The organism is uncultured Desulfovibrio sp. (genome assembly GCF_944324525.1).
Taxonomy (GTDB): domain Bacteria; phylum Desulfobacterota; class Desulfovibrionia; order Desulfovibrionales; family Desulfovibrionaceae; genus Desulfovibrio.
Genome location: NZ_CALUWS010000002.1, coordinates 12,684 through 27,973 on the forward strand (window position 1 = coordinate 12,684; position 15,290 = coordinate 27,973).

The window sequence follows — 15,290 nt, forward strand, 5'->3', positions numbered from 1 at the left end:
CGTTCCCGTGAACCTTCCCCCTCACGCCCCTCATCCCTTCCCCGGCGCGTTTTTATCAAGTAAGGATACGGGGGACGAGGCAAGATCGCCGCACTTCCCTTCTTCCACCAAGGACATGCCATGCCGACCACGCTGACCGAACGTTTCCGCTTTTTCTCATCGCATCAGAGCAGCGAGCCTTTCCATGTCGTGGGCTTTCGCGGCGTGGAGGGACTGCACCGGCTCTTCGACTTCCAGATAGACCTGGTATGCGCCGACGCCGCCGTGGATACCGCGGCCCTGCTGGCCGCTCCCTGCCGCTTCGAGGTGACGCGGGACGGCGACGCCGATCCCGCCGTCTTTTCCGGCTATCCCGCGGCGGTGGAACAGCGGGGCTTTTTCAACGGCTATGCCTATTACGCCGTACGGCTGCGCCCGACGTTCTGGAAACTGAGCCAGATACGGCAAAGCGCCATCTTTCTGGGCAAAAAACTGGAGGACGTGCTGCGCGAGCTTATGTCCTCACAACCGTTCTTCAGCTTCCCGCACGAATTTCGCCTGACGGCGCAGGACTACCCCGCTCCCGAATTCGCCATGCAGTATCAGGAGACGCTCTACGACTACATGTGCTGGCGCATGGAGGAGCAGGGCGCGTACTTTTATTTTGAGGAGAAGGACGGCGCGGACACGGTCATCTTTGCCGATGCGCCGCAGTCGCACAGCACGGACGGTATTCCTCTTCTGTCCTATTCCCCCGCATCGGGGCTGGAAGGCGACCTGCGGGAAGAGGTCGTCGTTTCCTTCGCCCTGACCCAGACGCCGCTCCCGCGCCGGGTGGTGCTGCGCAGCTATGACTGGCGCAATCCCAACAAGCCCGTGGTGGGCATGGCGGATGTGGACGGCAACGGCCTCGGCGACGTCTACCTGAGCAACGAATATGTGGACAACGACAACGCGGCCAGTCGGCTGGCCGCCATCCGCGCCGAGGAACTGCGCTGCCGGGGCCGCCTCTTCCACGGCGCAAGCTCCGCTCCCGTGCTGCGGCCGGGCCGGATCTTCCGGCTGGACAGGCATTACAGCGATCCTTTCAACCGGGACTACCTCGTTACGGAGATCGCCCACGAAGGCCGGCAGGATGCCTTCCTTTCCCTGGGGCTGGGCATCCCCCTGCGTGAGCCCGGCGAACGCCTCTATTACCGCAATACTTTTACCTGCATGGAGGCGGACGTGCCCTACCGTCCGGCGCGGACGGCCCCGCGCAGCCGCATCTCCGGCGTGCTGCGGGCCTTCGTGGCCGGGGACAGCACCGGGGCGCGGGCGGAGATGGACGAATACGGCCGCTACAAGCTGACCTTCCCCTTTGACATCTCCGGCAGGACGGGCGGCAACGCCAGTTGCTGGATACGCCGCGCCCAGCCGCAAGTGGGCAAGGACAGCGGCCTCGGCCTGCCCCTGCTGCCGGGAACGGAAGTGCTTGTCTCCTTCGTTGACGGCAATCCCGACCTGCCGGTCATCGGCGGCGCGCTGGCCAACGGCGAGACAGGCAGCATCTCCGGCGCGGGCAATGCCAACTTCCAGGGCCTGCGCAGCCCCGGCGGCAACCAGATCACCATCAACGACACGGACAAGAAACAGGGCATCTCCCTCTCCACGCCCGCGGGCAGCGGGCTGACCCTGGCGGCAGGCTCCACGGAGAGCGCCATCCTCACCTCGGCCAACGTCATGCAGACCGCGGGCATCGGCATGACGCAGCTCGCAAGTTTCGGCCTTTCCCAGATCAGCGGCTACAAGCTCAACAACGGCGTCTACGGTTACGGACACGCCTATTTCTTCACGACGTTTTTTGAAGCACTCGCCAAAATGGGCAGCACGGCCGCGGACTCGCTGGGCAGCTCGGTCGCCGGGAGCTCTGTCGGGAAAGAGATCGCCGCATGGAGCAGCACCGGCCTGAAGGCTCTGGCGACCGCTCTCAACGCTTCCGCCTCGATACAGTCATCCAAGGGGATGACGCCGTTGAAATACGGCGTCTCCCTTCTTGCCAAGTCGGATGAGGCCAGATCGCTGCTGCAGATATTCCCCAACAAGGCGGAACTGCTGTCCGTCATGGTCACCTACCTTACGTCGCTGGCGCTCAAGAGCGCCGCCGACGTAACGAATCTTGGGCTGGAAGCCGGATCGGCCGTCCCGAAGACCGTCTATCTCGATGCGCTGGAAACGGCCATGAAGACGCTGTACGAAAAGGATAACAAGGTATATACAGCCTACGATGAAAGCGGCCGGGCAGCGAGGATCACATCTGGTTGCGCCGCTTATGAGGAGGTCGCCACGGATCTTGTCAAAGCCATAGCCACCTGCGACTCAGCCATTGCTACCCAAAAAAATACGGCCAGTGAGGCCATGAAAACGTACGAGGCCTCCACCAAGGCGGCAAGCGACAAAACGACGATGGACGCCGCGGTCGCGGGCTGCGTATCCAAGATCGCCGAGCAGGAACAGAGTAAGGCGAAATTGAGCGCCTGCCTGACCGCGCTGGAAAAAGCCTGGCAGGACTGCTGCGGCAAAAACTCCATGAGCGACGCCGCCTACTTCTACAAAAACAAGATCGACGCCGTACGGACCTTTGTTACGGACGACGTGCTCGCGCTTATCCCGGAACTGGTCTCTCTGGTGCTTTTCGTACAGGGTTACGAAAAAACCAACACGCTGGGCGGCATCCTGCTGCGCACCGACGACGCCAACATCACCATGACGGCGCGGGATTCCATCGCCATGCATTCCCAGCGCGGCATCCTGCGCAACACCCGCGATCTGCCGCGGCCGGATTCCCCGGCGATGGCTCCCCACCACAAGAAGTACACCAAAACGACGACCGACGCCCTGGGCAAGCTGGAGGACTACGCTCCGGGGGAGGAAGCCGACTACGTCGGCGTCCTGACGCCGTTTACTCCTCCTCCCCCCCTGCTCTACATGGGCGAAATGACATATGCGAACGCCTGGGGCCTGGAGATCCAGCAAGGACACGCCACGGACTTCATGCGGGAAATAGACGATCTGATCTGGCACATCAAGGACGACACGACGACGCGGCGCGGCGACTACATCCGCCAACGGGCAACCTTCCTTGCCGATGCTACGGAACTGGAGTTCAGACGCAACCGCTGGTCCTATCAGCATAGCGAGGAGAATGCCCACATCCAGGCCGACAAGAACATCCTGTTGAAAAGCGGCAACACGGCATTCAACATGTCCGGCACCGCTTCGCAGATAACCGCCTTTGCGACAGGGGACAATGCCCTTTTTGGTGTGCTCGTTTCAAATAACACGATGCTTTCCTTGGACGATCACAGCTGGATACTTGGCACCGCCCAAAACGATAACGAGGTTTTTCTGCAGGGTGCCGCGAACGGGATACAGATAAATGCGTCACCGGCAAGCGTAGTCGTCAGCAATGATCAAGGGGTAAAGATCTCAGCGGGAGAAGGAAAGGCGACAGTCAGTTGCAACGATGCCAACATCGGGATCACCCCCGGCGGAGGGGGAGCCGTCAACATCGACAAGGTGCAGATCAGCGGCAGCGCCATCAAGGGGACTGATAACGGTATCCTTGAGATCGGCAATGGCGCGATCAAAATAACGGGGGCAAAAGCAACCATCACGGATGTCAGCAGGAAATTCACGGATATTGAAAACACACTGAACGACATGAAGAGCAAACTTGAGAAAAGCCGGAAAGACGCCGAACAGACCGCACAGGCTCACGTACAAGGTGCGGCCGGAACAGCCGGCCCGCAGGGGGCTTAGGCATGAACACGCGGCACTGCGGCGCATCGTCTTTTCTCTTGCTGGCCAGCGTGCTGGCCGCCCTGCCCGTCCCGGCGGCGGATGCGCCGCCGCCCGCGCCCGCCGCCTTCGGCATCCGGCTGGGCGATCAGACCGCGACCGTCCATGCCCGCATGCGCGAGGCAGGCTATCGCTCGCGGGAGATGCGTCTTGACGCGGGCTGCGTGGTGGAACGCTTCGAGCATGCCGCGCCGGATGCGGCCATGCGCCGGGCGGACATCTGGCTGTGCGGGCCGGAACGCCGCGTCGCCGCCTGGGAGATCGAGGGCAAGGCCGGGGATGCCTTTTATGCCGCCGCCAGGGAACGTTTCGGCCTGGGGGCCCTGCAGCGGCAGGGGGACGCCGTGGGAGCGGGCTTCGGCGACTACGCGCGCCGGTTCGCCGACGGCGTGCGCCTGACCATGACCAATACGCGCGGCACGGCCCGTCTGCGGCTGGAAGATCCCGAGGCCCTGCGGAAAAGCGCCGCCGCGCAGGAACAGGATGAGCGGCGCCTCGACGAGACCGCCGCCGCGCAGGAACAGGCACGGCGCAAGCAACAGGAAGCCCACTTCTGAGAAGCTATGGACAGCTATTATCAGCGAGAACTTTCCGTCCTGCGTGAGGACGCGCAGGCCTTCGGACGGCGCTATCCGGCGCTGGCCCCCATGATGCAGCCCGGCACGGACCCCGATGTGGAGCGCATCCTCGAAGGCGTGGCCTATCTCTGCGGCCGCATCCGGCAACGGCTGGACCAGACGGCCCCGGAACTGCTCCAGACGCTGCTGCGCCTGACCTTCCCCCACGCCGTCCTGCCCACGCCCTCCACGACCCTCATGGCCTTCACGCCGCGCCAGGATCTGCGCGAGCCGCTGCATCTGCCGCGCGGCACGGAGCTTGCCTCCCGGCCCGTGGACGGCGTCCCCTGCATCTACACGCTGGATGCCGAAGCGGACGTCCTGCCCCTGCATATCCGCGGGACAGTCTGCGAGCGCCGCAACGAGACCTCCCTCGTCCTTGGCCTGCATCTTCAGTGCGGCGTCCCCCTGACGGCCCTGCGCGGCACGCCCCCGCGCCTCTATCTTGCCGCCCCCTATGCCGAGGCCGTACAGCAGTACCATGCCCTGCGCCAGGGGCTGCGCCGCGTGGAGGTCGTCATGGGGCAGACCGTCCTGCCCCTGCCCACGGACGCCCTGCAGCCGCTGTCCGTCACGCCCGATGACGGCCGCCTTGCCGCCGGACGCGGGCTGGCCCGTGCTTATATGGCCCTGCACCGCTATTTCCTCCAGCCGCAGCAGCTCCTGTTTTTCCGTCTGCGGGGCCTGGAACGGCTGACGCTGCCGTCCGACGCCGCCGCCTGCGAGCTGCGCTTCCATCTGCAGGGCGAGGCCGTGCGCAACGTGCAGTTCCGGGAAGACGCCTTCCAGCTCAACGTCTTCCCCGCCAGCAACATCTGCCGGGTGTCCTCCGAGCCGGTCAACGTCACCCATACGCAGGAGGAGTACGTCCTGCGCCCGCAGGACGGCGTGCGCCGTACCCTGGACATCCTTTCCGTGGAGCAGGCGACGGCCCTTTTCCCCGGCGGACGCACGGAGATCTTCACGAGCTTCGAGGCCGCCGATCCGCAGCGGGAAGGCGGCCTGTACCAGCTGCGCTGCCGCCTGTCGCCGGTCAGCGGCGAACCGGAGCATCTCATCATGCCGCTCTACCGGCGCGATGCCGCCATGAACACCCAGCCCTTCACCCTGGCGCTCCGCTTGCGCTGCTGCAATACGGCGCAGCCCGCCCGGCTGCAGGTAGGGGACATCTGCGAGGCGACGGACACTTCGCCCAGTCTGGCCAGTTTCCGCAACATCCTGGCCCCCACCCCCACGCTGCCGCGCCCGCGGGACGAGTCGCTGCTCTGGCGCTTCGTGGGGCACATCAATGCCAATCTGCTCTCGCTGGCCTCCCCGCAGGCCCTGCGCGGCCTGCTCGCGCTCTATCTGCCGCCGCCGGAGTCCGCCCCGGAACTGTTCACGGCCAACCGCCGCCGCTGCGACGCCGTGCGCGGCTTCTCCTCCGTGCCCCGGGAGCGGCTTTTCCGTGGCCGCCTGCTGCGCGGGCATGAGCTGCACCTTGCCCTGAACCGGGAAGGCTTCACGTCAGCGGGAGACGCCTATCTGTTCTGCAACGCGCTGGACGACCTGCTTTCCGAGTTCTCCCTGCTCAACAACTACACCCAGCTGCACGTCACGCTGGCAAACGAAAACGCGACATGGTCATGGACGCCGCATCTGGGCACGCGCCCGCTGATCTGAGCGGGCTGCTGCGCGGGCATCTCCGGGAACTGACGCTCGGACAGGCCCTCCGCCTGCTGGATTGGGCTCACGCCGAGTCTCCGGATCTGCCGTCCTTTGAGAAGGACATCGCCATCCGGCCGCATCTTTCGCTGGCCTTCCCCGCGGCCGACATCACGGAGATACGGACGCCGCCGGCCGGCCCGCCGGCCTGGCAGCTGACCACGACCCTGCTGGGCCTCTACGGCACCATGGGGCCTCTGCCGACCTTCTACACCGAAGAGCTGCTGGACGAGGCGCGCGCTGACGAAAGCCTGAGCCGGGACTTCCTTGATATCCTCAATAACCGCCTCTACCACCTTCTGTACGCCGCCGAGCGGCAGAACCGGCTGGCGCGGCGGCTGACCGAGCATGGCGATCAGCGGGCGGCGCACTTGCTCCACTGCCTCATGAGCCGCCCGGAGCACGGCGAGGCCATGCCGTCCATCGCCACGACGGAGCTGCTCGTCTGCCGTCATCGTTCGGCCCTGCGGCTGCAACGATCCCTGGCCGCGTTGCTGCGGCGCGCCGATGTGCGCGTGGAGGAATGCGTGGAACGGCGCGTCCCCATCGCGACGGAACAGCGCTGCCGCCCGGGCGCGGCCAATGCCGTACTGGGCGAGAGCGCCGTACTCGGCAGTGAGCTGCGGGACAGTACGGGGCTTTTCCGCATCCATCTGGATGCCGTACTCCCCGAGGAGATGCCCGACTTTTTGCATGGCGGTCAAAGCTGCCGCCGCATCGAAGAACATGTGCGGGAATATGTGCGGCACTCGCTGGAATTCGAGCTCGTGCTGCATCCCGCGCCCTGCCCCCCGCGCCGGACGGAGCTGGGCAGGAACAGCCGCCTGGGCTTTTTCCTCGGGGATACGTCCCGCCGCGCCGTGGTGATCGTACGGAAAAAAGAGACCGGCAACCCGCAAGAGGCCGCCATATGGAAATGATCAAGCCGGATACGCTGTTCTGCTCGTCCCAGCCGCTGGACTGGCGGGGAGCCCCGCACCACGCGTTCAGCGCCCTGCTGGGCATCGACCTGCGCACAGGGGGAGTCCTGGCCGCCGAGGCGGCGCTGGCCGCCGCCATGACCGCCCTGCCGCCGGGCTGCCGTCTGGACGCGGGCATCCCCAAACAGGATGCGGAATGGCTGCTGGCCGGCACGGTCACGCCGCAGGCCCGCGAGGGCGGCGTCATCGAGATACGGGTGGGGAGGAGCCGCCGCCGATTCCTGATCAAGGCCGCCCCGGACGGCAGGCCCGTTCCCCTGACCTGGGAAGTGACGGCCTTCGATCCGGCAGGCAATCCCCTGGGCAGCAAGGACGCGCCCCTGCTTTCCGATCCCGCCCTGCCGCACGGCGCGCCCGCCTGTCCGCTGCCGCTGGGCGCGTGGCCCTGCCGCATGAAAGATCTGGGGACCTATGACGCCCGCTGGCTGCAAACGCGCTGGCCCGGTCTGCCGGATGACGCGGACTGGCATTTCTTCAACGAGGCGCAACCCCAGCAGCGCCTGCCCGGCGGGCTGCGCGGGGATGAGGAGATCTTTCTTTCCGCCTTCGGTCCGGAAACGCCCGAACAGCATGTCCGCCTGCCCGGCGTGCGCCTGCGGCTGGAGGTGCTGCGCACGGGAGAGAACGCATGGAAAGGGCAGGCCATCGCCGCGGATACGCTCTGGCTGTTCCCCGTGGAACGGACGGCCGTCATCTGCTGGCACGCCCTCGTTCCCTGCGCGGATGAGAAACCCTCCGACATCGCCGCGGCCCGCTTCCTCCTTTCGCCCGAGCAGGCGGCAAGCGCGCCCCCGCCCGCCGCGCCCCCGGCGGGGACGTCCGTCCCCCCGGCGGAACAAACGGCAGCTGCCGAATCGCCTGCGCAAGGAATGAGCGCCGCCGGCATGACGGCCGCCGCGGTCGCCGGGACGGCCGTTGCCGGCGTCGCCGCTGCCGCCGCCTCGTCCGCCGCAAGCTCGGGAGAGGATGCCGCCGCGCCTGAAAGCGCCCCCCGGCCAGCGCCCGCCCCGTCCCCGGCTCCGCTCACTCAGGCGGAGATGGCCGCGGCGCTCCACGCCGATCTGGAGGAGAGCCTGCCCGAATTCAATGCCGCACTGGCTCAGGCCGGCCTGCCGCCCCTCACGCCGGAGCAGATCGCCGAGACCCGGCAGCATCTCGACCGCCTGAGCGCCGAGACCGCCACCCTGCAGGCAAGCCCTCCGCCGCCGTCGCTGGACGAACAACTGCAGCGGGCGGGCCTTTCCGAGGAGCGCATCGCCGCCGTCAATGCGGCGCTGGAGCTGGAGCTGCCCGATCCCACGGAACATACCGATGCCGCAGCCTGGCAGGCCGCGAGCGCGGCCTTTCTTGCCCGCTTTTCCGCGCTGATGCAGCCTCCGGCCGGCCTCACCGACTCCATGTCGCAGATGCTGCACCTCATGGGGCCGGAAGGAGAGGCGAGCCTCAAGGCCATGAGCGGCAATCTGCCCAATACGCCCAGCGCCGCCCTGCAGAAGGCCGGCATGAGCCCCGCCGCGGCCGACCGACTGCTGGAACTGCTGGACGATGCGCCGGACGATCTCGACGAGCTTACGGCCTATGCGCCTCTGCTGGAAGCGGGCGCGGGCTTCCCGCCAGGCTCGGTCTCCGAACATATCGAACGCTACCGGGCGGCGCTCAGGGAGCTTGAGGGCCAGGCCGGGAAGCAGGCCCCGCCCGCGCCCGCCGCCGACAGCCCGGCCCAGGCCGCTGCCGCCTCCGCTCAGGCGGACACGCCGGAAACGCCGTCCCCCGAAACGCAGGCCGCCCCCGCCCAGACGGCGCAGGAACGAGACGGCGGAGCGCCGCCCGAAGCAGCCGCAGCCGGTGGCGCGACATCCGCCGATGCGCCGCCCTCCCGCGCGGCACTTGTCGCCGTGCTGGCCGCCGGGGGATCGCTGGCCGGGCTTTCCCTGGTCGGGGCCGATCTTTCCGGGCTGCGGCTCGACGGCCAGCAGCTTGCCGGGGCCGACCTTTCCGGGGCCGACCTGCGCGGGGCCTCTCTGGTGGATGCCGATCTGCGCGGCGCAAAACTGACCGGGGCCGACGCGTCCGAGGCCTGTTTCCTCCGCGCCCGCCTGCAACAGGCCGACCTCCGCCAGTTCCGCGCGGTGGATGCGGATTTCAGCGCGGCGGATCTGACCGAGGCCGACGCGTCCGGGGCCGATTTTTCCTCCGCCCTCTTCCACGAAAGCCGCGCCTCCGGCCTGCGTGCCCCGCAGGCCCGACTGGAGCAGGCCCGCCTGCGCCACACCGATCTTTCCGGGGCCGACCTTTCCGGCACGAACCTGCGCGCCGCCGACATGCACGGCCTGCTTCTGGATCATGCCCGCCTGAACGGAGCCGACCTTGCCGCCGCCGCCCTTGGGCATGGCACCCGGGCGTCCCAGGCCGACTTTACGGGAGCCGTTCTTGCCGGCAGCATGTGGACGGCCGTTCCCGCGCCGCGTGCCGTCTTTCGCCGGGCAACCGCCGACAACGCCGGTTTCCTGGACTGCGACTTTGCCGCCGCCGACTGGGATGCCGTCCGCGCCCGTCAGGCCGACTTCACCCGCAGCTCCCTGCACGGGGCCAGCCTGCAGCGCGCCGACCTTTTCGAGGCCTCCCTGCGCGAGACCCGCCTGCACGGCGCGGATGCCCGAGGGGCCAACCTTTACGGAGCCGACCTCTACCGGCTCGGCCTTGACGGGAGCAGCCGCCTCGATGACGCCGACATCACGGGAACCATCCTGGCGGCTCGCAAAAAGCACGCGTAGGTCTGGCGGCATGCTCTTTTTCCGGGGGAAGGGAACCCCCTTGGCTTGCGCGCAAGGGGGTTCCCTTCCCCCGGCCCCATCCTTCCCCCAACGCGCCTTACCCTGGAGGATGGAATGGACCGGGACAGGCAACAGCTTTCCCGTGCTGCTGGTCCCCCGGAGGCGGGAAAGGCAGGAGCGAGGGTGCCTTGCCACATCATCTTGTGGGGGAGTGCCTCCCTTTTGTGGACAGCGCTTCGCACGGAGGGCATCCATCAGATTCAGGAGCGTTCCACCGTGGGAAAAGGCAAAACAGACCCAGAGTGCGCGGAAAAACCGCGTTTTCCGCGAAACGACAGGCTGTAAGGTTTGGACGCGAAGCATTTCAAACGGAAAATGCTCTCAAGAGAGGATCGGTATGCAAAAAAACTTTGCCGATGCCGTGCTGGAGCATCGCGACTGGAGCGGGGCGGATCTGCGCGATGCGGATTTCACGCGTGCGCGTCTGCGCGGCTGCCGCTTTGACGGCGCGGACCTCAGCGATGCCGTCTTTGATGAGGCCGAGCTTGAGGACTGTACCTTTCGCACCGCCCGGCTGACCGGCGCAAGCTTTACCCGTGCCGCACTGCGCGGCGTGCGGCTGGACGATGCCCTCCTTGAACGCGCCTTTTTGCTGGACTGCCGGCTTGAAGACGTCCAGTGGCCCGGCGTGACGCTTTCACGGGCGACCCTGCGCGGTCTTGCCGGCCTGCCGCCGCTGGAAAACGCCGTGGCCCACAAGCTGCACTGCCTCGACTGCAGGCTTGACGCCTTGCGTTTCCGCCGTGTCGCTGCTAAACTCGTCACCCTGCAAGGGTGCTCCTGCCGGGCCCTCGAAGCCGAAGACTGCGAGCTGGAGCAACTTATTGCCATGCATACCGATCTGTCTGGCGCGCGTTTCAGCCGTTGCCGTCTGGACAGGGCCGGGCTCATGGGCAGCGACCTTTCCGGGAGCCGTTTTGCGGCGTGCAGCCTTGTGCAGGCGCATCTTGCCGGCGCGGATCTTCGGGCTGCCGTCTGGCAGGATGTCGATGCCCGGCAGGCGATCTGTTCCCATGCGGACATGGAAGGAGCCTGCCTGTCCCGTATCCGTCTGGAAATGGCGGACCTTTCGCACGTCAACGCCTGTCGCGCCGATCTGCGGGGAGCCGACCTGCGCGCGGCCGACCTTCACGCCGCCCGGATGGATGGCTGCGCTCTTGACGGCGCTCGTCTTGAAGCTGCCCGCCCGACGGATCCGGCACGCCTCAAGGCCGAACGCTTTTCCGCCATGCCAGTTTGAGGTGACGGACGATGGAAGCCCCTGTACTGACCTATGAAAACGGCCTCGCCACGGGAACGGTGCATTCCCGGCAGGGGGACGCGCTGCTGGTGGCCGGGCCATTCGGTCTGGTGCGCGCCCTGCGGGCCGACGGCTGCCTGCTGGCCCCGAACGTCCGGGATACGGTGCTGTTGGCCCTGCTGGACAATGGCGAAGCCTGGGTGATCAGCGTGCTGCGGCAAGCCGCCGGCGCAGCGCAGACGGAAAGCGAGCTATGCCTGCCGGAAAAGACGCGCCTGCACGGACGGCGGCTGACCCTGGAGGCCGAAGAACTGCGGCTGAACGGGCGCAGCGTGGACATCCGGGCCGGGCTGCTCTCCCTTGGCGGACGCGTCCTCCTGCAGGGCTTTGCCGTGGTGCAGACCATCTGCCGCCATCTGCGGGAGCGCGCCCTGCGGCGCAGCGGCCGCTATGCCGCTCTGGAAGAGGATGTGCGCGACCTTGCCCACCGCTCGGCGGGCCGCGTCCGCAGCGAAGCGCGCACCTCCTATCGCCTGCGTGCGGAACACGCCGACATCCGCGCCGCCGAACAGGTGGATATCGACGGACGGCACATCAAGGTAGGATAACAGCATGTTTGCGCTGACGCTCAGTGGCGGTACCTGCATGAGCACGCCGCCGGATGTCTGCAATACCCCTTCTCCCACCGGCGCCGTGCCCGTGCCCTACGTCAACATTTTCCAGTGCTCGCTGGTCACGCCCAATACGGCCTGTTCCAAGGTGTTCATCGACGGCGCGCCCGCGCTGCACCTCAAATCCGCCACCGCCCTTTCCAACGGCGACGAACCGGGCACCGGCGGCGGCGTGGCCTCGGGCAAGTTCATCGGCAAGGGCGAATTCACCAAGGGCTCGCAAAAAGTGACGCTGGAAGGCAAGGCCGCCGTCTCGCAGGGGGCGAGCACCAAGCATAATCAGGGAAACACCACGGGCATGTGCAGCATGGCCGCGCAAATGAAGGTGCAAATCGCCTAGGGGCTGTCGGCACAAATTTTACAAATAATTTCAATGGCTAAACAAAGCAATCTGCACATACCTCTCTTGCCTTTTGGTGAGGGCTTGCCGCATGCTCCCGACTCTTCCCCCGGTAAAAACGCGCTGGGGAGGGGATGGGGAGCTTGGGGAAAAGGAGCTCCCGCTCCCGCGCCGGCGGAGGGGGTCCCCTTTCCCCCAAACAAACAGCAAACAGTGTCCCCGGCCCCTGCTCGAGCCTTTCGCGGACAACGGCCCTGCCGTCCCCCGCTCTGCCTTTGCCTGCTGCTTCTCCTTTGTCTGCTCCCGCTTGGGGCCTGCGGCGGCGAGTCGCCGTCTCCCCAGCCCCCCGCGCCCGCACCGGCGGAAACCCCCAGCGGTGTGGTCTGGGGACTGGAACCCGGCGGCCTGCGTTGCCGTCTGGAAGCCTCCCCCGAGCTCAACCGCGACAACGACACCGCCCTCGGGCTGACCCTCTGTCTCTATCAGCTCAAGGAATATGACCAGTTCTCGAACAAGGCCGCCAGCGCCGAGGGCCTGGACGAGCTGCTGCAGTGCCGGCCCGATGCGGCACAGGCCCAGAGCGCCCGTCTCTTCCAGCTCCAGCCCGGCGCGACGCAGGACGTGGTCATGGACCGGGCCGAGCATGCCCGCTATCTCGGCGTGGTGGCAGGCTATACCCACCTTCGCCCGGATCAGTGCGCCGCCGTCCTGCCCTTTCCCGTGCATACGGAGAGCAAGGGCCTCATCTTTCGTTCTCCCGTCTACACCGCCGCCCCCGTGCAGGTGCTGATCCGTCTGGGAGAATCCTCCCTCAGCATCACAGGAGCCGAACGTGTACGATAGCCCGCTTTTCTGGGAACACGGACTTTTCCTCCAGCCGCAGCACTTCCAGCTGGCCCACCGGCAGCAGTTGGCGGCGCTCACGCGCATGGCCTCCCTGCTGAATCCCCATCTCTGGGGCGTACGGCGCTTGCGCCTCAACGAGGACGCGCTCAACAACGGCATTTTCGAGGTCACCCACATGGAGCTGCTGCTGCGCTCCGGGGAATGGGCCATGCTGCCGGACAACGCCAGCCTGCCGCCGCGCGCCTTCCTGTCCTCCTGGACGACGCCGGAAGAGCCGCTGACCGTCTCGCTGGCCCTGGCCGAATTCCGCGAGCAGGGCAACAACGTTCTGCGCACGGACGATCCGTCCGAAGCGCCGGAGAGCTACCGCTACACCGCGCCGCTGACGCCGCAGATCATCCCCGACCTCATGGGCGACGGCCCGGAGGCCGACGTTGCCGCCGTCCGCTTCAACCTGCGGCTCTGCTTCGGCCCGGACGACTGCCCCGACCTGCCGCGCTTCCCGCTGGCGCGGCTGCTGCGGGACGGCGACCGCATCCGCCTGGACACGTCCTTCACCCCGCCCTGCGTGGACATCAACGCCGCCGCCGAATTGCGCCATCTGCTGCATGACGTGCGGGACACCCTGCTCTCCCGCAGCCGCCAGCTGGAAGAATACAAGATCATCGCCGGGGACGCGGGCGTTTCCGGCGTATCGTCCCTGCACGGCATCACGCTCTTCAGCGTGCTGGGCATCCTCAGCCGCAACGTCCCCGAGCTGGAACAGTTCCTGGACGCGCCCTCCATCCATCCGTGGCCCGTCTACCGGGCGCTCTGCCGCCTGGTGGGAGAGCTATCCGTCTTTTCCGCCACGCTGTCGGCCCTGGGGGAGACGCCGCAGGGGATCCGCGCCCTGCCGCCCTACGATCACGAGGATCTGCAGGCCTGCTTCCGTGCCGCCTGCGGCATCATCGCCCGCCTCGTGGATACCTTCGTCATCGGCCCGGCCTTCACCTTCCCTCTGGAAGCGCAGGGACGCCCCGACCGGCTGGGGGTCGTCCTGCCGCAGACGGCCCGCACAGGGACCTACAGCTACTGGCTGCTGGTGCGCAGCGCACGGCCCGAAGGGCTTGCCGAACGCCTGGAACGCCTCGCCAAACTGGCGCCCACGGAAAGCATCGACGGCATCGTCGCCCAGGCCCTGCCCGGCGTCCGTCTGCGTGCCTCCGCCCAGCCTCCCGCCGGCCTTCCCCAGCGCACCGACACCCTCTATTTCACCATCGATCAGAATGACCCGCTGTGGCGCAAGATCATGCAGCAGGGCAATCTTGCGCTGACGTTCCCCTCCCCTCCTGACGATCTCGCCGTAGTGCTGGCCGTCATCCAGCGTTAAGGCCGCGTGCCCCGGATGGACCACATGGATCTCATTCCCCGTTTTTCCCGTCTCATGGCCGAAGCCCTGCACTGCGGCAGCACGCCCGCCGGGCTGGAGCTGCCCCTTGCCGAAGTGCACGAACGCCTGAAGCTGCTGGCCGATGAGGAACGCGCCCTGCCCCTGCCGGAACCGGACGTTTCCGCCGCCATTGCCGGACTGCCGCTGACGGAGGAGACCTCCTCCCCCGGCGATGCCGCCCAGCGCCTGCGGCTCGCCTGCGAGAATGCCCGCTTTGCCGTCTACGCCTGGGTCGACGAACAGATACTGCAAAGCTCCCGCCTCGACGCCACGGACTGGCTCGGCTACAGCCTGCAGTATCATTACTTCGACACCACGGATGCCGGACGGGATTTTTTTGCCCGGCTCAGGACCCTTGCCGGTAGCGCGGTCCCGTTCGTGGACGATGCCGCCCCCGAGGCGGCGGATGGGCCGGCGGACAACGGCCCGCAGAACCTGGAGGCCGTCCTGCTGCACGGCGGGGATGAACTCACGCTGGCGACCATACGGGTGTATGCGCTCTGCCTGCTTTACGGCTTCAAGGGAATGCTGCATGATTTCCCGGAGGCGCTGACCCGCTACCGCAAGGCGGCCTATCTGCTGCTGCGGCACGGCGGCGAGGCCACGGCCCAGCCGTCCGGCCCGGCCCGCGCCGGGGAGTCCCGTGTGGCCGAGGTGCTGGAAAAGGCCGCCTTTGTGCTCGTCCCGCCTCTGGTCGTCCTGCTTTTCGGGGCCTTATGCGCCGCGGAGCTGGCCAATATCCCGCTGCCGCGCTTCTGAGCCTCCCACAGTCGAAGGCGGCCGGAGCGATCCCCGCCGTCATACGGA

At 67.0% G+C, this 15,290-nt stretch carries 11 protein-coding genes; all 11 read left to right on the forward strand.

Annotation, left to right across the window (positions count from 1 at the left end; genetic code table 11):
• The first annotated feature begins 120 nt into the window (after positions 1-120).
• The 11 genes from tssI (at position 121) to Q0K12_RS00945 (ending at position 15,242) form a co-directional block, all read left to right on the forward strand.
• Entirely contained in the window at positions 121-3,780 is a 3,660-nt protein-coding gene (gene tssI / locus Q0K12_RS00895; RefSeq protein ID WP_297259559.1) for a type VI secretion system tip protein TssI/VgrG, read from the forward strand.
• Positions 3,781-3,782: 2 nt separating this feature from the next.
• Positions 3,783-4,376 (forward strand): hypothetical protein, encoded by a 594-nt coding sequence (locus Q0K12_RS00900; protein ID WP_297259561.1) that lies wholly within the window; start codon positions 3,783-3,785, stop codon positions 4,374-4,376.
• Between the two features lie 6 nt (positions 4,377-4,382).
• On the forward strand, positions 4,383-6,098 hold the full coding sequence (gene tssF / locus Q0K12_RS00905; protein ID WP_297259562.1) for a type VI secretion system baseplate subunit TssF: 1,716 nt from the start codon (positions 4,383-4,385) through the stop codon (positions 6,096-6,098).
• Positions 6,062-7,060, forward strand: coding sequence for a type VI secretion system baseplate subunit TssG (gene tssG, locus Q0K12_RS00910; protein WP_297259564.1), 999 nt, complete (start codon positions 6,062-6,064; stop codon positions 7,058-7,060). The genes tssF and tssG overlap by 37 nt, the downstream gene beginning before the upstream one ends.
• Entirely contained in the window at positions 7,051-9,894 is a 2,844-nt protein-coding gene (locus Q0K12_RS00915) for a pentapeptide repeat-containing protein (protein WP_297259565.1), read from the forward strand. The genes tssG and Q0K12_RS00915 overlap by 10 nt, the downstream gene beginning before the upstream one ends.
• Positions 9,895-10,291: 397 nt before the next feature.
• A complete protein-coding gene (locus tag Q0K12_RS00920) occupies positions 10,292-11,194 on the forward strand; it encodes a pentapeptide repeat-containing protein (RefSeq protein ID WP_297259566.1) in 903 nt (300 codons plus the stop codon).
• An 11-nt stretch (positions 11,195-11,205) separates the two neighbouring features.
• Positions 11,206-11,802, forward strand: a complete 597-nt coding sequence (locus Q0K12_RS00925) for a DUF3540 domain-containing protein (protein ID WP_297259568.1) — start codon at positions 11,206-11,208, stop codon at positions 11,800-11,802.
• A 4-nt stretch (positions 11,803-11,806) separates the two neighbouring features.
• A complete protein-coding gene (locus Q0K12_RS00930; protein WP_297259570.1) occupies positions 11,807-12,205 on the forward strand; it encodes a DUF4150 domain-containing protein in 399 nt (132 codons plus the stop codon).
• Between the two features lie 378 nt (positions 12,206-12,583).
• On the forward strand, positions 12,584-13,048 hold the full coding sequence (locus tag Q0K12_RS00935) for a type VI secretion lipoprotein TssJ (protein ID WP_297259572.1): 465 nt from the start codon (positions 12,584-12,586) through the stop codon (positions 13,046-13,048).
• The gene (tssK, locus tag Q0K12_RS00940; protein ID WP_297259574.1) at positions 13,038-14,423 is read left to right on the forward strand and encodes a type VI secretion system baseplate subunit TssK; all 1,386 of its coding nucleotides are present in this window, start codon (positions 13,038-13,040) and stop codon (positions 14,421-14,423) included. The genes Q0K12_RS00935 and tssK overlap by 11 nt, the downstream gene beginning before the upstream one ends.
• A gap of 24 nt (positions 14,424-14,447) precedes the next feature.
• Entirely contained in the window at positions 14,448-15,242 is a 795-nt protein-coding gene (locus Q0K12_RS00945; RefSeq protein WP_297259575.1) for a DotU family type IV/VI secretion system protein, read from the forward strand.
• The last annotated feature ends 48 nt before the right edge of the window (positions 15,243-15,290 follow it).

Coding starts and splice junctions, on each gene's coding strand:
- Q0K12_RS00900 (WP_297259561.1), top strand. CDS start 3,783: ATGAACACGCGGCACTGCGGCGCATCGTCTTTTCTCTTGCTGGCCAGC.
- tssI (WP_297259559.1), top strand. CDS start 121: ATGCCGACCACGCTGACCGAACGTTTCCGCTTTTTCTCATCGCATCAG.
- Q0K12_RS00920 (WP_297259566.1), top strand. CDS start 10,292: ATGCAAAAAAACTTTGCCGATGCCGTGCTGGAGCATCGCGACTGGAGC.
- tssG (WP_297259564.1), top strand. CDS start 6,062: ATGGACGCCGCATCTGGGCACGCGCCCGCTGATCTGAGCGGGCTGCTG.
- Q0K12_RS00930 (WP_297259570.1), top strand. CDS start 11,807: ATGTTTGCGCTGACGCTCAGTGGCGGTACCTGCATGAGCACGCCGCCG.
- tssF (WP_297259562.1), top strand. CDS start 4,383: ATGGACAGCTATTATCAGCGAGAACTTTCCGTCCTGCGTGAGGACGCG.
- Q0K12_RS00945 (WP_297259575.1), top strand. CDS start 14,448: ATGGATCTCATTCCCCGTTTTTCCCGTCTCATGGCCGAAGCCCTGCAC.
- Q0K12_RS00925 (WP_297259568.1), top strand. CDS start 11,206: ATGGAAGCCCCTGTACTGACCTATGAAAACGGCCTCGCCACGGGAACG.
- Q0K12_RS00915 (WP_297259565.1), top strand. CDS start 7,051: ATGGAAATGATCAAGCCGGATACGCTGTTCTGCTCGTCCCAGCCGCTG.